General features: G+C 72.0%; 22 protein-coding genes. 18 read left to right on the top strand and 4 right to left on the bottom strand.

What is annotated here, in order from left to right; translation table 11 throughout:
• Nucleotides 1-156: 156 nt before the first annotated feature.
• The 7 genes from mqo (at nt 157) to ACXVUM_RS18575 (ending at nt 9,162) form a co-directional block, all read left to right on the top strand.
• Entirely contained in the window at nt 157-1,710 is a 1,554-nt protein-coding gene (mqo, locus tag ACXVUM_RS18605) for a malate dehydrogenase (quinone) (RefSeq protein WP_458523392.1), read from the top strand.
• A gap of 14 nt (nt 1,711-1,724) precedes the next feature.
• A complete protein-coding gene (locus ACXVUM_RS18600) occupies nt 1,725-2,195 on the top strand; it encodes a GNAT family N-acetyltransferase (protein ID WP_458523391.1) in 471 nt (156 codons plus the stop codon).
• Complete coding sequence (locus ACXVUM_RS18595) at nt 2,192-4,270, top strand: VWA domain-containing protein (RefSeq protein ID WP_458523390.1); 2,079 nt, start codon at nt 2,192-2,194, stop codon at nt 4,268-4,270. The genes ACXVUM_RS18600 and ACXVUM_RS18595 overlap by 4 nt, the downstream gene beginning before the upstream one ends.
• Nucleotides 4,271-4,288: 18 nt before the next feature.
• Complete coding sequence (cobO, locus tag ACXVUM_RS18590) at nt 4,289-4,903, top strand: cob(I)yrinic acid a,c-diamide adenosyltransferase (RefSeq protein ID WP_458523389.1); 615 nt, start codon at nt 4,289-4,291, stop codon at nt 4,901-4,903.
• A complete protein-coding gene (locus ACXVUM_RS18585) occupies nt 4,897-6,330 on the top strand; it encodes a cobyrinate a,c-diamide synthase (RefSeq protein WP_458523388.1) in 1,434 nt (477 codons plus the stop codon). The genes cobO and ACXVUM_RS18585 overlap by 7 nt, the downstream gene beginning before the upstream one ends.
• Entirely contained in the window at nt 6,327-7,595 is a 1,269-nt protein-coding gene (gene cobA, locus ACXVUM_RS18580; RefSeq protein WP_458523387.1) for a uroporphyrinogen-III C-methyltransferase, read from the top strand. Before ACXVUM_RS18585 ends, cobA begins: the two co-directional genes overlap by 4 nt.
• Nucleotides 7,596-7,734: 139 nt before the next feature.
• The gene (locus ACXVUM_RS18575; protein ID WP_458523565.1) at nt 7,735-9,162 is read left to right on the top strand and encodes an MFS transporter; all 1,428 of its coding nucleotides are present in this window, start codon (nt 7,735-7,737) and stop codon (nt 9,160-9,162) included.
• Nucleotides 9,163-9,195: 33 nt separating this feature from the next.
• Here ACXVUM_RS18575 and yaaA read toward each other — a convergent pair whose 3' ends face one another.
• On the bottom strand, nt 9,196-9,939 hold the full coding sequence (yaaA, locus tag ACXVUM_RS18570) for a peroxide stress protein YaaA (protein ID WP_458523386.1): 744 nt from the start codon (nt 9,937-9,939) through the stop codon (nt 9,196-9,198).
• A gap of 80 nt (nt 9,940-10,019) precedes the next feature.
• Between yaaA and ACXVUM_RS18565 the strand changes: the two genes are divergently transcribed.
• A complete protein-coding gene (locus tag ACXVUM_RS18565; protein WP_458523385.1) occupies nt 10,020-11,768 on the top strand; it encodes a proline--tRNA ligase in 1,749 nt (582 codons plus the stop codon).
• Nucleotides 11,769-11,772: 4 nt separating this feature from the next.
• Here ACXVUM_RS18565 and ACXVUM_RS18560 read toward each other — a convergent pair whose 3' ends face one another.
• Nucleotides 11,773-12,207 (bottom strand): ferritin-like domain-containing protein, encoded by a 435-nt coding sequence (locus ACXVUM_RS18560; protein WP_458523384.1) that lies wholly within the window; start codon nt 12,205-12,207, stop codon nt 11,773-11,775.
• Nucleotides 12,204-12,761, bottom strand: a complete 558-nt coding sequence (locus tag ACXVUM_RS18555) for a hypothetical protein (protein ID WP_458523383.1) — start codon at nt 12,759-12,761, stop codon at nt 12,204-12,206. The genes ACXVUM_RS18560 and ACXVUM_RS18555 overlap by 4 nt, the downstream gene beginning before the upstream one ends.
• 220 nt (nt 12,762-12,981) lie before the next feature.
• Here ACXVUM_RS18555 and rimP point away from each other — a divergent pair, with 220 nt between their 5' ends.
• The 10 genes from rimP to truB all read left to right on the top strand — a co-directional run bounded on the left by rimP (nt 12,982) and on the right by truB (nt 23,614).
• Nucleotides 12,982-13,620: a ribosome maturation factor RimP gene (gene rimP / locus ACXVUM_RS18550; protein ID WP_458523382.1), complete on the top strand. Its 639-nt coding sequence runs from the start codon at nt 12,982-12,984 to the stop codon at nt 13,618-13,620.
• Nucleotides 13,617-14,660 (top strand): transcription termination factor NusA, encoded by a 1,044-nt coding sequence (gene nusA / locus ACXVUM_RS18545; protein ID WP_458523381.1) that lies wholly within the window; start codon nt 13,617-13,619, stop codon nt 14,658-14,660. Before rimP ends, nusA begins: the two co-directional genes overlap by 4 nt.
• Nucleotides 14,661-14,724: 64 nt before the next feature.
• Nucleotides 14,725-15,132 (top strand): YlxR family protein, encoded by a 408-nt coding sequence (locus ACXVUM_RS18540; protein ID WP_458523380.1) that lies wholly within the window; start codon nt 14,725-14,727, stop codon nt 15,130-15,132.
• An 80-nt stretch (nt 15,133-15,212) separates the two neighbouring features.
• Nucleotides 15,213-18,068, top strand: coding sequence for a translation initiation factor IF-2 (infB, locus tag ACXVUM_RS18535; RefSeq protein WP_458523379.1), 2,856 nt, complete (start codon nt 15,213-15,215; stop codon nt 18,066-18,068).
• A 109-nt stretch (nt 18,069-18,177) separates the two neighbouring features.
• The gene (gene rbfA / locus ACXVUM_RS18530; RefSeq protein WP_458523378.1) at nt 18,178-18,687 is read left to right on the top strand and encodes a 30S ribosome-binding factor RbfA; all 510 of its coding nucleotides are present in this window, start codon (nt 18,178-18,180) and stop codon (nt 18,685-18,687) included.
• A 58-nt stretch (nt 18,688-18,745) separates the two neighbouring features.
• Entirely contained in the window at nt 18,746-19,711 is a 966-nt protein-coding gene (locus ACXVUM_RS18525; RefSeq protein WP_458523377.1) for a DHH family phosphoesterase, read from the top strand.
• A complete protein-coding gene (locus ACXVUM_RS18520) occupies nt 19,708-21,039 on the top strand; it encodes an MATE family efflux transporter (protein WP_458523376.1) in 1,332 nt (443 codons plus the stop codon). Before ACXVUM_RS18525 ends, ACXVUM_RS18520 begins: the two co-directional genes overlap by 4 nt.
• A gap of 24 nt (nt 21,040-21,063) precedes the next feature.
• Nucleotides 21,064-22,047: a metallophosphoesterase family protein gene (locus ACXVUM_RS18515; RefSeq protein WP_458523375.1), complete on the top strand. Its 984-nt coding sequence runs from the start codon at nt 21,064-21,066 to the stop codon at nt 22,045-22,047.
• Entirely contained in the window at nt 22,044-22,697 is a 654-nt protein-coding gene (locus ACXVUM_RS18510; protein WP_458523374.1) for a 4'-phosphopantetheinyl transferase family protein, read from the top strand. The genes ACXVUM_RS18515 and ACXVUM_RS18510 overlap by 4 nt, the downstream gene beginning before the upstream one ends.
• Nucleotides 22,694-23,614, top strand: a complete 921-nt coding sequence (gene truB / locus ACXVUM_RS18505) for a tRNA pseudouridine(55) synthase TruB (protein ID WP_458523373.1) — start codon at nt 22,694-22,696, stop codon at nt 23,612-23,614. The genes ACXVUM_RS18510 and truB overlap by 4 nt, the downstream gene beginning before the upstream one ends.
• On the opposite strand, the gene ACXVUM_RS18500 is transcribed toward truB, so the two are convergent.
• Nucleotides 23,611-24,345 (bottom strand): metal-dependent transcriptional regulator, encoded by a 735-nt coding sequence (locus ACXVUM_RS18500; RefSeq protein ID WP_458523372.1) that lies wholly within the window; start codon nt 24,343-24,345, stop codon nt 23,611-23,613. The genes truB and ACXVUM_RS18500 overlap by 4 nt on opposite strands.
• Nucleotides 24,346-24,354: the final 9 nt, after the last annotated feature.

Raw genomic sequence — 24,354 nt, 5'->3', positions numbered from 1 at the left:
GTCGGAGGTGGACAATGAGTTCACGACCGTCCCGACCGGGGGCGGGAGCCGACCGCCGTCGGACGCCGGGACGACCCCGGACGACACGCGGTGGGACTCGAACGACGCAGGACGGCACACAGGGGTGTCGTCCGAGAAGGCGACAGGGGTATTCCAGTGGCTGGCGACACCGCAGGATCTGCGACCACGACGACCGACGTCGTCCTCATCGGGGCGGGCATCATGAGCGCGACGCTCGGCGCGCTCATCCGTCAGCTGCAGCCGGACTGGTCGATCGAGGTCTACGAGCGCCTCGACGCGGCGGCCGCGGAGAGCAGCGACCCGTGGAACAACGCCGGCACCGGCCACTCGGCGCTGTGCGAGTTGAACTACACCCCGCAGAACGCCGACGGCGGCGTGGACATCGCCAAGGCGCTGACCATCAACGAGCAGTTCCAGGTGTCGCGGCAGTTCTGGGCGCACTCCGTCGAGAAGGGTCTGCTCCACACACCCGCCGAGTTCATCAACCCCATCCCGCACGTCAGCTTCTGCCACGGCGCCGACGGGGTCGACTACCTGCGCAAGCGGTACGACGCGCTCGCCGCGCAGCCGCTGTTCGCCGACATGGAGTACATCGACGACGACGCCGAGTTCTCCCGTCGTCTGCCGCTGATGTCGGCGGGCCGTGACTTCTCCGACCCGGTCGCGCTCAACTGGTACCAGAACGGCACCGACGTGGACTTCGGCGCGCTCACCCAGAAGCTGCTCAACATCGTCGCCGAGGGCGGCACGGTCAACTTCGGTCACCAGGTGACCAACCTCAAGCAGCAGTCGGACGGCAGCTGGGTGGTGAAGGCGCAGAACCTGCGGACCAAGCGCAAGACGTCGGTCCGGGCGAAGTTCGTGTTCGTCGGCGCCGGTGGCGGTGCGCTGCACCTGCTGCAGAAGTCGGGCATCCCCGAGGCGCGTCAGTTCGGCGGCTTCCCGGTCTCCGGCGCGTTCTTCCGCTGCACGAACGCCGACCTCGTCGACGAACACCAGGCGAAGGTCTACGGCCGCGCCGCCGTCGGTGCGCCCCCGATGTCGGTGCCGCACCTCGACACCCGCGTCATCAACCACAAGCCCGGCCTCCTGTTCGGGCCGTACGCGGGGTGGTCGCCCAAGTTCCTCAAGGAGGGACGCAACACCGATCTGCTGACCTCGGTGACGCCGTTCAACGCGTTCCCGATGGCCAGCATCGCGCCGAAGGAGTTCGGCCTGCTGAAGTACCTGATCAGCGAGCTCGCGGCCGGACCGGCCGACCGCGTCGACACGCTGAAGGAGTTCGTGCCGCGCGCCGTCGGCAGCGACTGGGAACTGATCACCGCCGGCCAGCGTGTCCAGGTGATCCGCAAGAAGAGTGCGTTCAACGGCGCACTCGAGTTCGGCACCGCGGTCGTCAACTCCGCCGACGGCACCATCGCCGGCCTGCTGGGTGCCTCGCCGGGCGCCTCGACGGCCGTGCCGGCGATGCTCGACGTCCTCGAACGGTGCTTCCCGTCGCAGTTCGACGCCTGGAAGCCGCGACTGACCGACATGATCCCGTCCTTCGGGAAGAAGCTGAACACCGAGCCGGGTCTGTTCCGCGAGGTGTTCGAGTGGAGCTCCCGCGTCCTGGAACTGGCCGAGACGCCCGCCGACGACTCCGTCAGCCGGGGTGATCACCGGATGGCGGCGCCCTCGGCCGTGTGATAGCCATGGGACCCATGACCGCCTCCGCGTCCCTGCACCGCAGTTGGGCCCTCGACCTCGACACGGCCACGCTGTACAAGATCCTGAAGCTGCGGGTCGACGTCTTCGTCGTCGAGCAGTCCTGTCCCTACGCGGAACTCGACGGCCGTGATCTCTCCCAGGAGACACGTCACCTGTGGCTGGAGGAGGACGGTCAGGTGGTGTGCACCCTGCGTCTGCTCGAGGAGCACGACGACGGCAAGTCGTTCCGCATCGGTCGCCTGTGCACCGAGCGCGCCCACCGGGGACAGGGTCACACAACGCGACTGTTGCGGACCGCTCTGGCCGAGGTCGGCTCGCACGCCTGCCGCATCGACGCGCAGACCTACCTCGTCGACATGTACGCCAAGCACGGGTTCGCGCCCGAGGGCCCGGAGTACCTCCTCGACGGCATCCCGCACGTGCCGATGCGGCGCGGCGGCGGGGAGCCCTGGCAGCCGGCGTGACGTCGACCGACACCGCACCGGACGACCGACCCGCACAGTTCCCGTTCGGTGCCGTCGTCGGTCAGGACCGCCTCAAGCTCGCACTCGTCCTGTGTGCGGTCGCGCCCGAGATCGGCGGGGTGCTGATCCGCGGGGAGAAGGGCACCGCCAAGTCGACCGTCGTCCGGGCGCTGGCACCGCTTCTCCCCGTCGACGCGGCCTCGGGACGCGAGGGCCGTGTGGTGGAACTCCCGATCGGTGCGACCGACGACCGCGTCGTCGGGTCGCTCGACGTGCAGAAGATCCTCGGTGAGGGTCGGACCGCGTTCACACCGGGCCTCCTCGCCGACGCCGACGGCGGTGTCCTCTACATCGACGAGGTCAACCTCCTCGCCGACCACCTCGTCGACCTCCTCCTCGACGCCGCCGCAATGGGACGGGTCACGGTGGAACGCGACGCCGTCTCCCGCTCGTACCGCTCGCGGTTCGTGCTCGTCGGCACCATGAACCCGGAGGAGGGTGAGCTGCGACCGCAGCTGCTGGACCGCTTCGGGCTCGCCGTGTCCGTCGCGGCGTCGCGGGATGTCGACGAGCGCGTCGAGGTCATCACGCGCCGCATGGACTACGACGCGGACCCCGCCGCGTTCGCCGACCGGTGGCGTTCGGCGGACGAGGCTGTGGCGCAGTCGATCCGCGACGCGCGAAAGGTGTTGCCCGATGTGCGCACGCCGCACTCGGAGCTGCGGCGGATCGCCGCCGCGTGCACCGCGCTCGGTGTCGACGGTCTGCGCGCCGACATCGTCGTCGCCCGTACCGCCCGGGCACACGCCGCGTGGCGTGGCGCGCGGGAGGTCACGGCCGACGACATCCGTGTCGCCCTCGAGCTGGCCGCGCCGCACCGCCGTCGACGCGACCCGTTCGACGACGCGGACCTGTCCGACGACGACCTCGACGCGGCGCTGCAGGCCGGGGACGACGCCGCCGACGGCACCCCACCGCCCGCCGCCGATCAACCGCATGACGCCGACGACCCCACCACCGGTGACGGGCCGCAGACCGGGTCCGGTCGGGCCGCCCCCGACAACGGCCCGGGTGACGACGGTCCGGACGGAGGTCGCCCGGACGACGGTGGCCCGGGTGACGACGGTCCGGACGGCGGTGGCCCCGACGACGGTGGCGGCCCCGACGGCCCGGGATCCGGTGGTACCGACCCCGCCTCACCGCCGCCCACGCGGTCGTCCTCGACGCCGCCGACACGGACCGGGCCGCTGTTCGTCGACACCGGATCGGCGACGGTACGGCCCGCGGTCTCGCGGACCGTGCGGGCGACCGGCATCGGTGACGGGGACCCCGGTCGACGGTCCGCGGCGTGGAGCCGGCGCGGGGCCTCCGTGGGGAGCACGGCCTACGACGGCACCGGTGTGCACGTCGGCGCGACGGTGCTCGCCGCCGTGGCCGACACGTCGTCCCGCACCGACGGCCCCGGCACCGCGACAGGGGTCGCCGTCCGGCCGGATCACCTGCGCTCGCCCGTGCGGGTCGGCCGCGAGGGCAACCTCGTCGTGTTCTGCGTCGACCTCTCCGGATCGATGACCGCCCGCCGCCGTCTCGACGCCGTCGGCTCCGCGTGCGCCTCGCTGTTGCGTGACTCCTACCAGCGTCGTGACCGGGTGGCGGTCGTCGCCGCACGCGGTGACGACGCCGAGGTCGTCGTGCCACCGACACGGTCTGCCCACATCGCCGCCCGTCGGCTCTCCGGCGCGCGCACCGGCGGCCGCACACCGCTCGCCGAGGGTCTCCTGGCCTCGCTGGCGGTCGTCGACCGCGCCCGTCACACCGACGCCCGCCGTCGACCACTGCTCGTCGTCGTCACCGACGGCCGCGCCACCGCAGGGGCCGACGCACCCGGGCGGGCGTGGGACGCGGCCGCACGGGTCCGGACGCGCGGCATCGACGCCGTGGTGGTCGACTGCGAGTCCGGCATGGTGCGACTCGGACTCGCCCGCACACTCGCCGGTCACCTCGACGCCACCTGGATGCCCCTGGCGGAGATCACCGGGGACGCGATGGCCGGTATCGTCCGCTCGGCCGCCTGAGCGGACAGAAGGAGAGAGATGCCGCAGGGAGTCCCCGCCACCGTCCCCGACGACGGCCTGACGACGCGTCAGCGTCGCAACACCGCCGTGCTCGCCGTCCACACCGGTGACGGGAAGGGCAAGTCGACCGCGGCGTTCGGGATGGCGATGCGCGCGTGGAACGCCGGGATGGACATCGGTGTCTTCCAGTTCGTCAAGAACGCGAAGTGGCGCGTCGGCGAGGAGACCGCGTTGCGGGCGCTCGGTGACGTGCACGCCGGCACCGGCACAGGTGGCCCCGTCGAGTGGCAGAAGATGGGATCGGGCTGGTCGTGGATCCGCCGGGACGAGGCGGAGACCGACCACGCCGAGCAGGCGCGCGCCGGGTGGGCCGAGATCGCGCGAAGGATCGCCGACCAACGCCACGACTTCTACGTGCTCGACGAGTTCACCTACCCGCTCGGCTGGGGGTGGATCGACGTCGACGAGGTCCTCGAGGTCCTCCACGACCGACCGGGGAAGCAGCATGTGGTGATCACCGGGCGACGGGCACCGGCGGCGCTCGTCGAGGCCGCCGACCTCGTCACCGAGATGGTGAAGACCAAGCACCCGATGGACGCCGGGCGCAAGGGCCAGAGGGGCATCGAATGGTGAGCACACCCGCGATCGTCATCGCCGCGCCGGCGTCCGGCAGCGGGAAGACCACGGTCGCAACCGGTCTCATCGGGGCGCTCGCCGCGGCGGGCCACCGGGTCGCCCCGTTCAAGGTCGGACCGGACTTCATCGACCCCGGCTACCACGCCGTGGCCGCCGGACGTCCCGGCCGCAACCTCGACCCCAACCTCGTCGGTGCCGATCGCGTGCCGGCTCTGTTCGCCGCGGGCTGCGCGGGTGCCGACATCGCCGTGGTCGAGGGCGTCATGGGCCTCTTCGACGGCCGCATCTCCGACGACCCCGACGCCGTCGAGCCCGACGAGATCGCGCACGGCTCCACCGCGCACGTCGCGGCACTCCTCGGCGCGCCGGTCGTCGTCGTGATCGACGCGGGCGGCCACGGTCAGACGCTCGCCGCGATCCTGCACGGCTTGCGGGGCTTCGATCCCCGCGTCGACATCTGCGGGGTGGTGCTCAACCGCGTCGGGTCGGCCCGACACGAGCAGGTCCTGCGCGCGGCGTGCCGTCGCGTCGGGTTGCCCGTGTTCGCGGTGTTGCGCCGAGCGCCCGAACTCGCCGTGCCCTCACGGCATCTCGGTCTCATCCCCGCCGTCGAACACGGTCACGCCGCCCACCTCGCGGTGGAGCGGATGGCGGAGCTGCTGACCGTCGACGCCGACCTCCCGGCGATCGTCGCCGCCGCGCGCGGGCGGGGCATGCCCGACGCGAGCCCCTGGTCGGCGGTCGACGAGATCGCCGCCGCGCGTGCACGTCCCGATCAGCCCGCGCCCGAGGGGCGGCCTGTCGTCGCCGTGGCCGGGGGAGCGGCGTTCACGTTCGGGTACGCCGAACACGCCGAGATGCTCGCCGCGGCCGGGGCCACGGTCTGCACCGTCGACCCTCTCCACGACACCGACCTCCCGCGCGACACCGCGGCCCTCGTCGTCGGCGGCGGGTTCCCCGAGGAGCACGTCCACGAACTCGCCGCGAACACCGGCCTGCTGGACGCGGTCCGCGCCCACGCCCGCGCCGGCCGCCCCATCGCGGCCGAATGTGCCGGCCTGCTGTACCTCGCCCGCGACCTCGACGGCCACCGCATGGCCGACGTCGTGCCGGTGTCCGGCCACTTCGGGCCGACGCTGACACTGGGGTACCGCGACGCGCTCGCCCCGACCGACTCGGTCCTGCATGCGCTCGGGGACCGCGTGACCGGACACGAGTTCCACCGCAGCACCGTCACCCCGATCGGCGACATCACGCCCGCGTGGCGGTGGCGGAAGGGGGACATCGCGGTCGCCGACGGCGTCGTCACCGGCTCCGTGCACGCCTCCTACCTGCACACCCACCCCGCCGCCGTCCCGGCCGCGATCGCCCGCCTCGTCGACCGGGCGGCCGCGACCGCCCGACCCGCCGGGACGCGCCGATGACGGGCGCGGGCACCGGCGAGGAGCGGGGCACCCCGCGCGGCGGCGACGCGCACTACCTCGTCGGACTGGATCTGCGCGGACGCAAGGTGGTTCTCGTCGGAGGCGGCTCGGTGGTGTCCCGACGCCTGGGCACGCTCGCCGCGGCCGGCGCCGACATCCATGTCGTCGCGACGGAGACCACGCCGACGGTCGAGTCCTTCCCCGGCATCACCGTGACGACCCGGCCCTACCGCGACGGCGACCTCGACGGGGCGTGGTACGCGCTGGCCTGCACCGACGACCCGCAGGTCAACGCCGCCGTGGTCGCCGAGGCGGAGGCACGGCACATCTTCTGCGTCCGCGCCGACGACGCCAGTCGCGGATCCGCGGCGACACCGGCGACGGTGCACCACGACCAGCTCACCGTCGGCGTCCTGGCCTCCGGCGACCACCGGCGTTCGGCCCGGATCCGTGGGGAGATCGCCGACGGACTGCTCGACGGGACGCTCGGCACGCCCAGCCGGGGCGCACATCCTGCCGGTGTGGCGCTGGTCGGCGGCGGCCCCGGCGACCCCGACCTCATCACCGTCCGAGGACGACGACTCCTCGCCGCCGCGGACGTCGTCGTCGCCGATCGACTCGCGCCGCCGGCGCTCCTCGCCGAACTCGCCCCCTGGGTGCAGATCGTCGACGCCGCCAAGGTGCCGTACGGCCGCGCCATGAAGCAGGAGGCCATCAACGCCGCACTGGTGGAGCACGCGAGTGCCGGCAAGTTCGTCGTACGTCTCAAGGGCGGGGACCCCTACGTCTACGGACGCGGCTTCGAGGAGGTCGTCGCCTGCGTCGAGGCCGGTATCCCCGTCACCGTCGTACCGGGGGTGTCGAGCCCGCTCGCGGCGCCCGCGGCGGCAGGGATCCCGGTCACCCACCGGGGTGTGACGCACGAGGTCGTGATCGTGTCCGGGCACATCCCGCCGGATCATCCCGACTCGCTCGTCGACTGGGACGCGCTCGGCCGACTCCGCGGGACGATCGTGCTGATGATGGCGGTCGAGCGGCTCGAGGTGTTCGCCGACGCCCTCGTCACGGGTGGACGGGACCCGAGCACGCCGGTCTCCGTCGTCGAGAACGGGTCCATGCCCGGCCAGCGCCGTCTCACCGGTGACCTCGCGTCGATCGGCGAGGTCGCGCGGGCCGCGGGTGTACGGCCCCCGGCGATCGTGGTGATCGGTGAGGTCGCCGCCTTCGACGCGCTGTCGGGCTCGCTGGGCCGCGTGTCCTCGTGACCCGCGTCGCGCCCCGAGGATTACGCCCCGGGGTCACGGCCCGGTAGCGTCGAGCAGCGTGTCCACCCTTTCCCCGACGTCGGCGGCCGCAGGCGGAGCAACACGCGTGTTCGGGTGGCCGATATTCGTGCTCGGTGGCATGCAGCTGCTGGTCGTGCTCGACGGCACGGTCGCGGCGCTCGCGCTGCCGCGGATCCGCGACGCACTCGACCTGACCGAGGCCGGCAGCAACTGGATCATCACCGCGTACGTCATCGCGTTCGGCGGCCTCATGCTGCTCGGTGGACGACTCGGCGACGCGTTCGGCCGCAAGAAGATGTTCGTCTTCGGCGTCGCCGCGTTCACGCTCACCTCGCTGCTCTGTGGCCTGGCCTGGGACGAGTCCAGCCTCGTCATCGGGCGTGCGTTGCAGGGGGCGTCCGCGGCCGTCGCCGCTCCCACCGCGATGGCCCTGGTCACCACCACCTATGCGCCCGGGCAGCCGCGCAGTCGCGCCTTCGCCGTGTGGGCCGCCATGAGCGCCGTCGGATCGGTCGCGGGTCTCATCGCCGGTGGTGCACTGACCGAGATCTCCTGGCGTCTGGTGTTCCTCATCAACGTGCCCATCGGCGTCGTCATCGTGGTCGGCGCGCTGGCGGTGTTGGGCGAGTCGCAGGGCGATCGCCTGCCGCTCGACGTCCCCGGCGCCGTCTCCGCCACGCTCGGCGCGTCGCTGCTCGTCTTCGCCGTCAACGAGGGCCCGGGCGGATGGGGCCGGCCGGTGGTGTGGATCCCGGCGCTGCTCGCGGTCATCGCCTGGGTGACGTTCGTCGTCGTCGAGCGCCGCGCCCAGCACCCGATCGTGCCGTTCAGTCTGTTCCGTAACCTCAGCCGCGTCGCCGCGCTGGTGTCCATCCTGCTCGCGGGCGCGATCCTCATGTGCATGGCGGTCTACATCGCACTGTTCCTGCAGGGGATCATCCGGTACTCACCGCTGCAGAGCGGGCTCGCCGTGGTCCCCTTCGCGTTCGGGCTGGGGTTCGCGGCGCTCGTCGCGTCCAAGGCCGCGCAGTGGGTGCAGTGCCGCTGGCTGGTCATGGTCGGCGGTGTCTGCATCATCGCCGGCTGCCTCTGGGCCGCGCACATCGCGACCGCCTCACCGTCCTACTTCCCGGCGATCTTCCTGCCGGTCATCGTCATCGGGTTCGGCGTCGGTGCCGCGTCGGTGCCGTTGACACTCGGCGCGGTCGCCGGGGTCGGACCGAACGAGGTCGGTCCGATCACCGCGATGGTCCAGGTCGCCCAGAACCTCGGTGGCGGCATCGGACTGGTCGTCGTCGGTGCCTTCGTGACCTCGCGGACCCTGTCCGAGGGGGGTGTCACCGGGCCGGTCGAGGACATGACGCCGCCCCAGATCGACGCCCTCGCCAGCGGATACGGGCTGGCGTTCCTGTGCGCGGCCGGGATCGCGGTCGTCACCGGCATCGTCGTGTTCTTCATGCGGTTCACTCCCCAGGAGGTGGCCGAGGGACAGCTGGCGCAGAAGGCCGCCAACGAGGGCGACCCCGTGGTGGAACCGAGCCTCTGAGGTCCGCGCCGGCCGTCGACCGTCGTCGGGCCGTCAGTCGGTGACGACCGTGAGCGCCGTGGGGGAGTCCACCTCGACGCGCTGACCGCCGTCTGCGATCACCGCGGCGACACCCTCGACGTCGCGGACCGCCCGTCGCGTGGTCACGAGGCTGCGTGCCGCCAGCCCCTTGTGGTGCTTGTTGAAGTGGCTCACCACCGACCGTGAGCCGTCCGCGGCCTCGTGCACCACGTCGACCCGCACGGCGTCGGCGATCGGCCCCAGGGCGCGGTATCCACCCGATCTCAGGTCGACGACCACGTCGTCCTCGAGTGCGGCGAGCGCGGGTGTGAGCACCGGTTTCCAGACGGATGCGAGCGTCCCCGTGCCGGGCAGCTTCGACGACGCGGAGAGCCGGTAGGCGGGGATCGGGTCGTCGGCGCGCACCACGCCGAACAGCGCCGAGCCGACGGCAAGACGCTCCGAGGCCTTCCGCTTGCCGGCCCGCGTGAGCCCACCGTGGTCGAGCGCGTCGTAGAGGACGCCGGTGTAGCGCTCGACGGCCGGACGGGTCGGTGAGGTGAACAGCGCGGCGTTGCGATCGATCTCGTCGAGTTGTGACCTGCCGATGCCGAGCGCCGCGACGCTGGCCTCGGTGTCGGCCGCCAGCGCGACGAGAGCCTCGGCGATCCGCCGACGCACGTCGGTCAACTCGCGGAAGGAGAGGGCATCGAGATCCAGGGGTGCTCCTGACCCGCCGTCGGACTTGGTCTCGGAGGGCGGCAGCACGATCAGCACGAGGGCCCACGCTAACAACCCGGCGACGACCCACCCGCGCCTGCGGTGCCCGCCGCCGGGCCCCACTAGGCTGGCCGATCGTGATCACCCGCATGTCGAGCCTGTTCCTGCGCACCCTCCGCGACGACCCGGCCGACGCCGAGGTCCCGAGCCACCGGCTCCTCGTCCGCGCCGGCTACGTGCGCCGCGTGGCGCCGGGTGTCTACAGCTGGCTGCCGCTGGGGTTGCGGGTCCTCCGCCGCGTCGAGCAGATCGTGCGCGAGGAGATGGACGCCATCGGCGGCCAGGAGATCCTCCTGCCCGCGTTGCTGCCGAAGGAGGCCTACGAGGCCACCGGGCGGTGGACCGACTACGGCCCGAACATGTTTCGGCTCACCGACCGCAAGGGTGTGCAGATGGGACTCGGTCCCACGCACGAGGAGTTCTTCGCCCAGCTGGTGAAGAGCGAGTACTCGTCGTACAAGGACCTGCCGGTCACGCTCTACCAGATCCAGACCAAGTACCGCGACGAGGAACGGCCGCGCGCCGGCATCCTCCGGGGCCGCGAGTTCGTCATGAAGGACTCCTACAGCTTCGACCTCGACGACGCGGGCGCGAAGGCGTCCTACGCCGCCCACCGCGAGGCCTACCAGCGGATCTTCGGCCGGCTCGGTGTGCGGTACGTGATCGTCGCGGCCACCTCCGGCGCGATGGGCGGCTCCGCCTCGGAGGAGTTCCTGGCCGAGAGCGAGATCGGCGAGGACACGTTCGTGCGGTGTCCCGAGTCGGGTTACGCGGCCAACGTCGAGGCGGTGGTGACCCCGGCGCCGCCGGCCCGTCCGATCGACGGACTGCCCGAGGCGGTGGTGCACGACACCGAGAACACCCCGACGATCGCGACCCTGGTCGACTGGGCGAACCGAACCCTCGATCGCACCGTCACCGCGGCCGAGACCCTGAAGAACGTGATGGTCAAGGTCACCGAACCCGGGGCGCGGCCGCAGATCGTCGGGATCGGGCTTCCCGGCGACCGCGAGGTCGACATGAAGCGTCTGGAGGCGTCGTTCGAGCCGAGCGTCGTCGATCTCCTCGACGACGCCGACTTCGCCGCCAACCCGTTCCTGGTGAAGGGGTACATCGGTCCGCGGGGGCTGCAGGCCAACGGGATCCGCTACCTCGTCGACCCCCGTGTCGTCGACGGCACGGCCTGGATCACCGGCGCCGACGAGCCGGGTCGCCACGTGGTCGACCTCGTCGCCGGCCGCGACTTCACCCCCGACGGCACCGTCGAGGCCGCCGAGGTCCGTGACGGTGACACCTCCCCGGACGGGATGGGGACCCTCGTCAGCGCACGCGGCATCGAGATCGGCCACATCTTCGCGCTCGGGCAGAAGTACACCGACGCGTTCGAGGTCGACGTGCTCGGTGAGAACGGTGCGCCCGTCCGCCTCATCCAGGGCTCCTACGGGATCGGGGTGTCGCGCATGGTCGCCGTGATCGCCGAGCAGACCCACGACGAGAAGGGGCTGAGCTGGCCGGCGGCCATCGCGCCGTTCGACGTGCACGTCGTCATCGCCAACGCCAAGGACGCCGCGCTCGTCGACGGCGCGGGACTCGTGGCCGCAGCTCTGGAGGCATCCGGTCGGAGCGTCCTGCTCGACGACCGCAAGGCGTCGCCGGGCGTGAAGTTCAAGGACGCCGAACTGCTCGGGATGCCCGCGATCGTCGTGGTCGGTCGCGGCTATGCCGGCGGACTCGTCGAGGTGCGTGATCGCGCCTCGGGTGAGGTCGCCGAGGTCGCCGTCGAGGACCTCGTCGCCGCGCTCGACGCGCGACGCGGACAGCTGTAGCTGCTCAGGTCGTGACGCCGGGCAGGGCGACGGTCGACGGGGACACCTGCAGGACCAGCCGCCACCGTGCGGCCCGGACCGCTGCGTCCGACAGTGCGTCGACGCCGACCCTGCGGACCGACTCGCCGTCGGCCTTCTCCAGCAGCACACGGTAGGCGCGGGTGCAGTCCTCCTCCGCGACGAGCATCGCCCGGACGGCCGTCGCCGGATCCGTCACGGCGACCGGCAGCACGTAGCCCACGGCAGCCTCCGGTGCCGTGGCCCCCGCTGTCGTCATGAGGCGGGTCAACTCCGCGCGACGGGCCCGGTGGTCGGCGGTGTACTCGGCCACCGTCTCCTGACGGGTCGACGCCGCGTAGGCGGCGGCGATGCCGTAGGCGAAGATCGCCGCGTTCTCCGCGTCGACGGCGGATCCCAGGGCATCGGTCGTCGTGCTCATCCGAGCTGCACCTCGACGAGCCCGGCCAGGGACGCCGTGATCGATCCGAGCAGTCCCGCGCGATAGCCGTCGGAGGACACGGCGAGCGTGCCGGTCGCGGTCCGCGCACCGGACAGCCGGGTGCGCAGGGCGTCGACCGTGGTGACCACCGGCGGGGTCGCGGCGGACGGAGCCGCCGACGACGTCGGGGACGCGCTGGGCACGAGATCCGCCGACAGCCGGCTGATCTCGTCGGTGAGCGCGCGCAGGTGCACGGTCCGTTCGTCGGCGATCACCCGCAGCGCGGCGGCACGGTCGGGGACCTGTGCGGACAGCGCGCGGGCGGCGACCGCGTCCTCGCCGGCGGCGCGGGCGAGAGGGACCAACTGCTGCGCGGTACGGGTCGCCGCATCCGGACCCGACGAGGTGGAACACCCCGCCGCGACCCCGACCCCGCCCAGGAGGCCGGCCACCGCGACGCCCCGCGCCAGCGCGACGCGACGGGTCATCCCCGCGGTCCGGTGCGGGGAGATCGGGGAGAGAAGGGTCACGTCGGACGTCTCGCGCAGGGCCACGGTCGACCATCGTGCCAGGTGCCCGGACCCACGGCGCGCTGCCGCGCACCGTGTCGGGGGTGGTGCGGGACCGGGGCGGTCTCGGGTGGCGGAGACGCGTGGTGCGGGAGGGTAAACTCCGTCGAGCACATCGCCCGCCGACGCCGTGCGATCCACACAGGACGGTCGGTGACGGGAGCGGCGACGCGGGTCGACAACTGCAGACGAGGAGGCACCGGTGATGGCGGGCGACGGTCGGTCGGGACACGGGACGCACTCCTCGGGCGCAGGATCCCCGGGCCACGGGGATCGGGCCGGGGCGGGGGGACCGGGCGATCTGTTCGCCGCGGTCGTCGGTCCCCACGTTCGGGCCCGCGGCCTCGACCTCGAGGCTGTCGAACTCTCCGGTGCAGGCGACGCCACCGTCGTCCGTGTCGTCGTCGACGCGGATGCCGGGACGGTTCTCGACGACCTGGCCGACCTGAGCCGCGAACTCTCCGACGTCCTCGACGCCGCCGACCCCGATCCACTCGGCGACCGGCAGTACACGCTCGAGGTCACCTCGCCCGGCGTCGACCGGCCGCTCACCGAACCCCGCCACTGGAGGCGCGCACAGGGGCGGAAGGTCACCGCGTCACTCCGCGACGACGGCTCGTCACGGGATGAGCAGATCGTCGCCCGGGTGGGGCGGCTCGACGAGGCCGCGGGCACCGTCGAGGTCGTCGTCACCACCCGCCGGTCCGCGCCCGAGGTCCGCACCATCGCACTGGCCGACGTGGTCACGGCGGTCGTCGGTGTGGACTTCTCGCCGCCCGGCCCGGCCGAACTCGAACTCTGTGGACTCGACGGCGCGGATGCGCGCCGGGAAGGCAACCGATGAACATCGACATCGGCGCTCTGCGCATGATCGAGGCGGACAAGGGCATCCCGACCGACACGGTCATCACCGCGATCGAGACGGCCCTGCTCACCGCCTACCGGCACACCGACGGGTTCGCGCCGCATGCGCGGATCGACGTCAACCGGAAGACCGGTCTCGTCCGGGTGATGGCCCAGACGCTCGACGAGGACGGCACCGTCATCAGCGAGTGGGACGACACCCCCGAGGGCTTCGGGCGCATCGCGGCCACCACCGCGCGTCAGGTCATCCTGCAGCGTCTGCGCGACGCCGAGAACGAGAAGAGCTTCGGCGAGTACGTCACCCACGAGGGGGAGATCGTCGGCGGTGTCGTCCAGCAGGACTCGCGGGCGAACGCGCGTGGCCTCATCGTCGTGCGGATCGGCAGCGAGTCGACCGGTGCGGAGGGCATCCTCCCGCCGGCCGAGCAGGTCCCCGGCGAGACGTACCGCCACGGCGACCGCATCAAGTGCTACGTCGTCGGGGTCACCCGCGGCACCCGCGGACCGCAGATCACGCTGAGCCGCACCCATCCCAACCTCGTACGCAAGCTGTTCTCCCTCGAGGTGCCCGAGATCGGCGACGGGTCCGTCGAGATCGTCGCGGTCGCCCGCGAGGCAGGTCACCGCTCCAAGATCGCGGTGCACACCGGCGTCGCCGGACTGAACGCGAAGGGCGCGTGCATCGGCCCGATGGGGCAGCGCGTCCGCAACGTGATGAGCGAGCTGGCGGGGGAGAAGATCGACATCATCGACTACAGCACCGACCCGGCGGTGTTCGTCGGCAACGCGCTCTCGCCGTCGAAGGTGGTCTCGGTGACCGTCGTCGACCTCGCCACCAAGGCGGCGCGCGTGGTGGTCCCCGACTACCAGCTGTCGTTGGCCATCGGCAAGGAGGGCCAGAACGCGCGTCTCGCGGCGCGCCTGACCGGGTGGCGCATCGACATCCGCTCCGACGCCGAGACCCACGAGACCGACGGTGCCGACGATCCCGCGGCGTCCACCCCGTCGAGTGGCGGGTGACGACACGCGGTGGTGTCCGGCTCGGTCGGACACATCGGATTTGCGACGGGCGGTAGACTGCTCGATGGTTGACAGAGCGCTGGCGACCACCGGCCCCGTGCGAACGTGTGTCGGGTGCCGACAGCGCGCCGCGGTCACCGAACTCATTCGGTTCGCTGCGGTGGTGTCCGCAGATCCGACGACCGAGTCCGTCCCCGCGAGGGTGACACTGGACCGCACGTCGGATCTCGCAGGACGAGGTGCCTGGCTTCATCCCGACCGCGGTTGTCTGCGGTCGGCGGTGCGGCGCAGGGTCTTCGCCCACGCACTGCGGACACCCGACGTGCGAGTGGACGAGTCGGTCCTCGGAGACGAGATCGACGCGCTGCTCGCAGACCGCGAGGGACGACCGGCCACCGACGGTGGCCGGGGAGCGTCGAGGGCAACCCAGCCCACGACAGGACAGGTAGCAGAAGACATGAGCACACCGTGAAGTTCCCACGATGAGCACGTTTCGGACGTAATCCGAGGCCGTAGCGGGCAGCCCGCTCGGCCTCACCAGTGAGGAGAGCAGTGGCAGGCAAGGCCCGCGTGCACGAGTTGGCCAAAGAACTCGGTGTCACCAGCAAGGAAGTCCTGGCTCGTCTGAGCGAGCAGGGCGAATTCGTCAAATCGGCGTCGTCGACGGTGGAGGCCCCCGTCGCCCGACGCCTCCGGGAGTCCTTCCCGGCCGCCGGCGACGGCGGCAAGTCCGGTGGTTCGAACGGCAACGGCGCGGCGCGCAACGGCGGCACCCCGTCGTCCACCGCCCCCAAGCCGGGTGCGACCCCCGGTCCTACGCCGGGTGCGTCGCAGTCCGGCGCCCCCAAGCCCGGTGCGCCCAAGCCCGCGGCTCCCGCCGCCCCGACCCCGGCGGCCCCGGCTGCGCCCACCCCGGCCGCCGCGTCGGCACCGGCTCCGGCCGCACCGACGCCGTCGGCTCCCGCCGACGCGCAGCCCAGTGCCCCGGCGTCCACGGATGCGCCGGGCGGGACACCGCCCGCCGCCGGTGGCGCCTCGGCACCCCCGCAGGCCCCCGGCCCGCGTCCGGCCCGTCCCGGTCCCAAGCCGGGCCCGCGGACCCCGCGTGTCGGGAACAACCCGTTCTCGTCGACCCCGGCGCCGCGTCCGGCGGCCCGCCCGGCCCCGGGTCAGCAGCCCGGCGGTGCGGCTCGTCCCGGTGCCCGCCCCGCGGCTGGTCCGGGCGGACCTCGCCCGGCCCCCGGCCAGGGTGGTCCCCGCCCGAGCCCCGGCAGCATGCCTCCCCGCCCGAACCCCGGTGCCATGCCGGCCCGCGCGGCGCGTCCCGGCCCCGGTGGAGCGGCCGGTCGCGGTCGTCCCGGCGGACCCGGTGGTCGTCCCGGTGGTGGCGGCGGTGGATACCGCGGTGGCGGTGCCCCGACGGCGTCGCCGGGGGGTCCTCCCGGTGGCTTCCGCGGTCGCGGTGGCGGCGGTGGCCGTGGTCGCGGCGGTGCCGCGGGTGCGTTCGGTCGTCCCGGTGGCGCCCCGCGTCGTGGGCGCAAGTCGAAGCGGGCGAAGCGCGCCGAATACGAATCGATGCAGGCACCCGCCGTCGGCGGCGTCCGTCTGCCCCGCGGCAACGGTGAGACGATCCGTCTCGCCCGCGGCGCGTCCCTGGTCGACTTCGCCGACAAGATCGACGCCAACCCGGCAGCCCTGGTGCAGGCGTTGTTCAACCTCGGCGAGATGGTCACGGCGACCGAGTCGGTCAACGACGAGACGCTGGAGCTGCTCGGCGGCGAGATGAACTACGTCGTCCAGGTCGTCAGCCCGGAGGACGAGGACCGCGAGCTGCTCGACAGCTTCGACCTCACCTACGGCGAGGACGAGGGCGGCGAGGAGGACCTCGAGCAGCGTCCGCCCGTGGTCACCGTCATGGGTCACGTCGATCACGGCAAGACCCGACTGCTGGACACGATCCGCAAGGCCAACGTCCGCGAGGGCGAGGCCGGTGGCATCACCCAGCACATCGGCGCCTACCAGGTCGACACCGATCTCAACGGCGAGCACCGTCTCATCACGTTCATCGACACCCCGGGTCACGAGGCGTTCACCGCCATGCGTGCCCGTGGTGCGAAGGCGACCGACATCGCGATCCTCGTGGTCGCGGCGGACGACGGCGTCATGCCGCAGACGGTGGAGGCGCTCAACCACGCGCAGGCGGCCGAGGTGCCGATCGTCGTGGCGGTCAACAAGATCGACAAGGAAGGTGCCGACCCGGCCAAGATCCGTGGTCAGCTCACCGAGTACGGGCTGATCCCCGAGGAGTACGGCGGCGAGAGCATGTTCGTCGACATCTCCGCGCGGGAGGGCACGAACATCGACGCCCTGCTCGAGGCCGTCCTGCTCACCGCGGACGCCTCGCTCGACCTGCGCGCCAACCCGGACATGGACGCCCAGGGTGTGGCCATCGAGGCCCACCTCGACCGTGGCCGCGGCCCGGTGGCGACCGTGCTCGTCCAGCGCGGCACGCTCAAGGTCGGCGACTCGATCGTCGCGGGCGACGCCTACGGGCGTGTGCGCCGCATGGTCGACGAGCACGGTGACGACGTGGCCGAGGCGACCCCGTCGCGGCCCGTGCAGGTCATCGGGTTCACCTCGGTGCCCGGCGCCGGCGACAACCTGCTCGTCGTCGACGAGGACCGGATCGCCAGACAGATCGCCGACCGTCGCAACGCGCGCAAGCGCAACGCGATGGCCGCGCGCAGCCGCAAGCGCATCAGCCTCGACGACCTCGACGCCGCGCTGAAGGAGACGTCGCAGCTCAACCTGATCCTCAAGGGCGACAACTCCGGCACCGTGGAGGCCCTCGAGGAGGCGTTGCTCAACATCGACATCGGCGACGAGGTGCAACTGCGCGTCATCGACCGCGGTGTCGGCGGCGTCACCGAGACCAACGTCAACCTGGCGACGGCCTCCGATGCGATCATCGTCGGCTTCAACGTCCGTGCGGAGGGCAAGGCCACCGAGCTGGCCAACCGCGAGGGCGTCGACATCCGGTACTACACGGTGATCTACCAGGCGATCGAGGAGATCGAGAACGCCCTCAAGGGCATGCTCAAGCCGATCTACGAAGAGGTCGAGCTCGGGCGGGCGGAGATCCGCGCGATCTTCCGGTCCTCGAAGGTCGGCAACATCGCCGGTTGCCTCGTCCAGTCGGGCATCATGCGCCGCAACGCCAAGGCGCGGCTCCTGCGCGACAACGTGGTGGTGGCCGACAACCTCACCATCTCGTCGCTCAAGCGGGAGAAGGACGACGCGACCGAGGTCCGCGAGGGCTACGAATGCGGTCTCACGCTGACGTACGGCGACATCAAGGTCGACGACGTCATCGAGACCTACGAACTGCAGGAGAAGGCCCGCACGTAGCGGACCCACCAGGCAGAGAAGTTCCACCACACCCCGCGCCCGGGCACCCGAGAGATCAGGTGCCCGGGCGTCGGGCCCTCCCGGGCAGGGAGATGAGAGGAGTGCCACCATGGCCGATCCGGCTCGCGCGCAGCGACTCGCCAAGCGCATCTCGTCGATCGTCGCGTCGGCGATCGGCGGGGAGATCAAGGACCCGCGACTGGCGTACGTGACCATCACCGACACGACGGTCACCGCGGACCTGCACGAGGCGACCATCTACTACACCGTGATGGGTGAGTCGATCGACGCCGAACCCGACTACGAGGCCGCCGCGGCAGGTCTCGCCCGTGCCACCGGCATCCTGCGCTCGAAGGTGGGGGCGGGGACCGGGGTGCGGTTCACCCCGACCCTGCGTTTCGTCCTGGACACCGTTCCCGACACGGCCCGCGAGATGGAAGAACTCGTCGCTCGTGCGCGGGCGCAGGACGAGTTGGTCGCCCGGCGTGCCGCCGCGGCCGTCCCGGCCGGCGACGCCGACCCGTATCGCAGCGATGCGGACGAGTCGGACGACGACGGCGGAGATGCCGAAGCGGGGCCACCGCGGGGATACGATGGGCCCGGTTCGTCGGCCCGGTGACCGACATGGACCCCGAGGCGGTCATCCGCCGGGTCGACGGGACACGACGTGAGCGGAGGTGGCGGTGACAGACGGCGCCGCAGCACGGGACCGCATCGTCGACGTCCTGTGTGACGCCCGCGCGGTCACCCTCATCACGCATGTCCGCCCGGACGCCGACACCGTCGGCTCCGCGCTCGCGTTGGCGGTGGCGCTGGACCGGTCCGGTGTCGAGGTCGAGGTCGCCGTACCCGGTGCCCTGCCTCTGCCCGACGTCCTGGGTCGTCTCCCCGGGGCGAAGCTGATCGTCCCCGCTGCGCAGGTCGTCGGCCACCGCGTCGCGGTCGCCCTCGACTGCGCGAGCGCCGGTCGCCTCGACGACCTGCACGACGTCTTCGCGGCGGCCGACACCCGGATCGTCGTCGACCACCACGCGTCGAACCCGGGCTTCGGCGACATCGACCTGGTCGACGCCGAGGCCGACTGCACCGCAGAGCTCGTGCTCGCCGTCCTCGACGGTCTCGGCGCCGAGATCGACGCCGACGTGGCGACCTGCCTCTACGCGGGCCTCGTCACCGACACCGGTTCGTTCCGGTGGGCGCGGCCGGGGTCGCACGCCATCGCCGCCCGACTGCTCGCCGCCGGGGTCGACGGCCCCGCCTGGACCCGCGCGCTGCTCGACACCCATGGGTTCGGGTGGCTCGCGATGGTCGCCGACGCACTGCGGTCGGCGGTCCTCGTACCCGACGCCTTCGGCGGCAACGGTCTGGTCTACGCCCGCGTCGACCACACGTGGCGCGACGCGATCGGCTGGGACGAGGCCGAGAGCGTCATCGACCTGGTCCGCACCGTCGGCGACGCCGACGTGGCCGTCGTGTTCAAGGAGTCGGAGCCCGGACGGTGGACGGTGTCCATGCGGTCGCGGTCGGCGACCGACCTGGTCCCGATCGCCCGTGCACACGGGGGCGGAGGACACCCGCACGCCGCGGGATTCGGGTTCACCGGGTCCGTCGAGGACGTCGTGGCCGACTTCCTCACCGCGTGAGCGAGACCGACACCTCGTACCCCTCGATCGGCCGACTGGCCCTGTCCGCGCTGGTCGTCCTGATCGCCGAGCCGCTGTATCTGATGGAAGACCTCGCCGTCGTCGGCCGGCTCGGCACCGAACCGCTCGCCGCGCTCGGTGTCGGCACGGTGATCCTCGGGGTGGTCAGCACGCAGCTCACCTTCCTGTCGTATGGCACCACCGCCCGATCGGCCCGGTGGTTCGGCCGTGGTGACCGCTCGGCCGCCGTGGGGGAGGGTGTGTCGGCGTCGTGGCTGGCGGTCGGGGTCGGCCTCGTCATCGCGGTGGTCGTCGCGTCGCTCGCCGGGCCGATCGTCGGGCTCATCGCGCCCGACGGCGACGTCTCCGGCGAGGCGGCGGGCTGGCTGCGGATCGCTGTCTGCGGTGTCCCGTTGATCCTGCTGAGCATGGCGGGCAACGGCTGGATGCGTGGTGTCCGTGACACCCGTCGACCGGTGGTCTACGTCGCCACCGGTCTCGGGCTCAGCGCCGTCCTGTGTCCGGTGCTCGTCCACGGTCTGCTCGGCGCACCGCATCTCGGGCTGCACGGCAGCGCGGTGGCGAACGTCGTCGGACAGTCGCTGGCGGGTCTGCTGTTCGCGCTGCGCCTGATCCGCGAGAGCCGTGATCAGGCGGCGGGGATCTCTCCGTGGCCGGTCGGGTCCGTCGTCCGCGCGCAGCTGACCCTGGCCCGCGACCTCGTCGTCCGCAGTCTGTCCTTCCAGGTGTGCTTTCTGTCCGCCGCGGCGGTGGCCGCCCGGTTCGGCGTCGCCGCGCTGGCGGCTCACCAGGTGGTCCTGCAGCTGTGGAACTTCCTGTCGCTGCTGCTCGACGCGCTCGCCATCGCAGCGCAGGCGCTGGTCGGGGCGGCGCTGGGTGCGGGGACCGCGGTGGGCGCACGACTCGTCGCGCGACGGGTGACGATCGTGTCGGTCGGGGTCGCCGCCGTCGCCCTCGCAATCCTCGCGCTCGCGCGGACACCCATCGCGGGCATCTTCACCGACGATCCCGAGGTGCTCGCCGCGTCCGCGACCCCGTGGTGGTTCCTCGTCGGGATGCTGCCGATCGCCGGCGTCGTCTTCGCCCTCGACGGTGTGCTGCTCGGCTCCGGTGACGCCGCCTACCTCCGCACCACGACGGTCGGCAGCGCGCTGGTGGGATTCCTGCCGCTCATCTGGGCGTCTCTCGTCTTCGACTGGGGTCTCGCCGGGATCTGGACCGGATTGGCCGCGTTCATGGTGCTCCGGCTGGTCGCGGTCACCGCGCGGCTCACGTCGGGCCGGTGGACGCGGATCGAGTTGCGCTGAGCGCGGGTCGATAGCATCGACCGAATGGCCACCCTCTGGGCGATCAGTGATCTGCACGTCAGCCACCGCAGCAACGACGAGATCCTCGACCGCATCCGACCGGAGTCGCCGGACGACTGGCTCATCGTCGCCGGTGACGTCGCCGAGCGGACCGACGACATCGCCGACACCCTGCGGCGCCTGCGGACACGTTTCGGCACCGTGGTGTGGGTGCCGGGCAACCACGAGCTCTACACCACGGCGAAGGACCCGCTGCAGATCCACGGGGTGGCCCGCTACGACTACCTCGTCCAGGTGTGTCGCGACATGGGGGTGGTGACCCCCGAGGACATCTACCCGCTGTTCGATCCCGGGGACGGCACGCCGCCGGTCCGGGTCGTGCCGATGTTCCTGCTGTACGACTACACGTTCCGGCCCCCGGGCACACACACCGCGCTCGCCGCCCTCGCGGTCGCGCGGGAGAACAACGTCGTCGCCACCGACGAGTTCCTGTTGTCGCCGGAGCCGTACGGGACACGCGACGCGTGGGGTCGCGCCCGCATGGCATCCACCCGCGAACGGCTCGATGCGCTCGACCCGAGCGAACGCACCATCCTGATCAACCACTGGCCGCTGCGTCGTGAACCGACCGACGCACTGATGTACCCCGAGTTCGCGCTGTGGTGCGGCAGCGAGGTCACCGCGGACTGGCACACCCGCTACAACGCCGCATGCTGCGTCTACGGCCACCTCCACATCCCGCGGACCACGTGGTACGACGACATCCGCTTCGAGGAGGTCTCGGTCGGTTATCCGCGGGAGTGGAAGAGGCGGGGACTGCCGAAGCCGCTGCTGCGTCGGATCACTCCCGACGACGGCACCGGACCCGACGACCTGCCCGAGCACGGGGCCCGGTTCGACCTCCCGCCGGACTACGCCGAGCGGGCCAAGGAGTTCACCGAGCGCGTCGCCCGCCAGCGCGAGTTGCGGGCCCAGGCGCGCGCCGCACGTGAGGAGGGGACCCGATGATCGAGGAGGTGACCGGCCCGGGTGTGGTGTGCGCCGAGGCGTTCGCCGACCCGGCGGACGCGGCCCTGATGCCGGGGGAGGAGTCGCTCGTCGCGCGCGCCGTGGACAAGCGGCGATCGGAGTTCACGACGGTGCGCACGCTCGCGCGGCAGGCCTTGACCCACCTCGGCGAGGAGCCGGTGCCGATCCTGCGCGGCGAGAAGGGGGAACCGTTGTGGCCCCGCGGCATCGTCGGCAGCCTCACCCACTGCGACGGTTACCGGGCCGCGGTGGTCGCCCACAAGCTGCGCATCCGGACCGTGGGGATCGATGCCGAGCCGCACGGCCCTCTGCCCGAGGGTGTCCTGGACCATGTGAGCCTGCCCGAGGAGCGTGAGGTCCTCGCCGGCCGTGACGACACCCTGCACTGGGACCGACTCCTGTTCTGCGCCAAGGAGGCGACGTACAAGGCGTGGTTCCCGCTGACCGGTCGGTGGTTGGGGTTCGAGGACGCCCGCATCGAGTTCGAGCGCACCGACGACCGATCGGGATCGTTCACGTCCCGACTGCTCGTCGACGGATCGGTCACCGACGGGGGGCCACCGCTCGCGGGCTTCGAGGGCTCGTGGCGGGTCGACAACGGACTCATCGTCACCTCGATCACGCTGTGAACGCCGGGAACACGCGCGCCGACGCGGGCGCGGTCACCGCGGCCGGACTCGTCCTCGTCGACAAGCCCGCCGGCATCACCAGCCACGACGTCGTCGCGCGCTGCCGAAAAGCGTTCTCCACCCGCAAGGTCGGCCACGCGGGCACCCTCGACCCGATGGCCACCGGCGTACTCGTCGTCGGCGTGGAACGGGCGACCAAGCTGCTCGGCCTGCTGTCGCTCACGACGAAGTCCTACACAGCGACGATCCGTCTCGGGGCGGGCAGCGACACCGACGACGCCGACGGCACGCTCGGTGACCGCGTCGACGTCACCCACCTCGACCTCGACGTCGTGCGTTCCGCGAGCGAGCAGTTCGTCGGTGACATCGACCAGGTCCCGGCGAGCGTCAGCGCCATCAAGGTCGACGGGAGGCGGGCACACGCGTTGATGCGCGACGGGGTCGAGGTGAGTCTGCCCGCACGACAGGTCACGGTCTCGCGCTTCGACGTCGTCGACGCCCTCGAGCGCGACGGCTGGTTCGACGTCGACGTCGAGGTCGATTGTTCGTCGGGGACCTACATCCGTTCCCTCGCACGCGATCTCGGGGCAGTCCTGGAGGTCGGCGGGCATCTCACCGCGTTGCGGCGGACCGCTGTCGGTCCGTTCACCATCGACGACGCCGCACCGTTGGAGGCACTCGAGGCCGATCCGCGGATGTCGCTGCCCATCGACGCGGCGATCGCGACGGCCTTCCCGCACCGGATCATCGACGACGCGCAGGCGGAGTCGATCAGCCAGGGGCGGTGGCTCGAGCCGGTCGGGATGTCCGGGGTCTACGCCGCGGTCACGCCCGACGGGCGGGTGATCGCCCTGCTGCAGGAGAAGGGCCGTCGTGCCGCCTCGGTGATGGTGGTCCGACCGGCCACACTGCGTTAGTCCGGCTCGGTCTCCAGCCAGATCGCGCGCGTCGCGATGTCACCGAGGTCGATCGGATCGCCCCCGTCGACCCGCACGGCCACCGTGCCGGCGAACGGCCGCTGCTCGACGATCACGATGCTGCAGTCGAGCGCGATCCCGACGGAGTCGAAGTACCGGAGCATCGCAGGATCGGTGTCCGCGATGCGGGCGACCCGCCCACCTGCGTCGGGTCCGAGGTCCGCGAGCCTGTGGGCCGCGGTGTGCGGCAGTTCGCCGTCGGCGCCGGGGATCGGGTCGCCGTGCGGATCTCGGACGGGGTGGCCGAGTTTCACGTCGAGCCGGTCGATCATGCGGTCGGACATGGCGTGTTCGAGGATCTCGGCCTCGTCGTGCACCTCGTCCCAGGCATAACCGAGTTCGTGTACGAGGAAGGTCTCGATGAGTCGGTGCCGGCGGACCATCAGCACCGCCGCCGCGCGGCCGCGTTCGGTGAGTGTCACCGCCCCGTAGCGTTCGTGCGACACCAGGTCCTGGTCGGCGAGCTTCCGCACGGCCTCCGACACCGTCGACGGCGAGACGGCGAGCTTCTCGGCCAGCAGCTTGGTGGTCACCTTCGCCTCGGACCACTCCTGCGCGGTCCAGATGACCTTGAGGTAGTCCTGGGCCACGGTCGAGAGCTCTGCCACGGGGACGTCCGCATGGGTCCCGGGGCTGCCGCCTGTCTCTGCGCGGCCGTCGGTCGAGGGCACGCGACGAGC

This window comes from Williamsia sp. SKLECPSW1, from assembly GCF_054332755.1.
The sequence above is the reverse complement of the archived record's forward strand: the minus strand, read 5'-3'. Positions and strand labels throughout refer to the sequence as shown.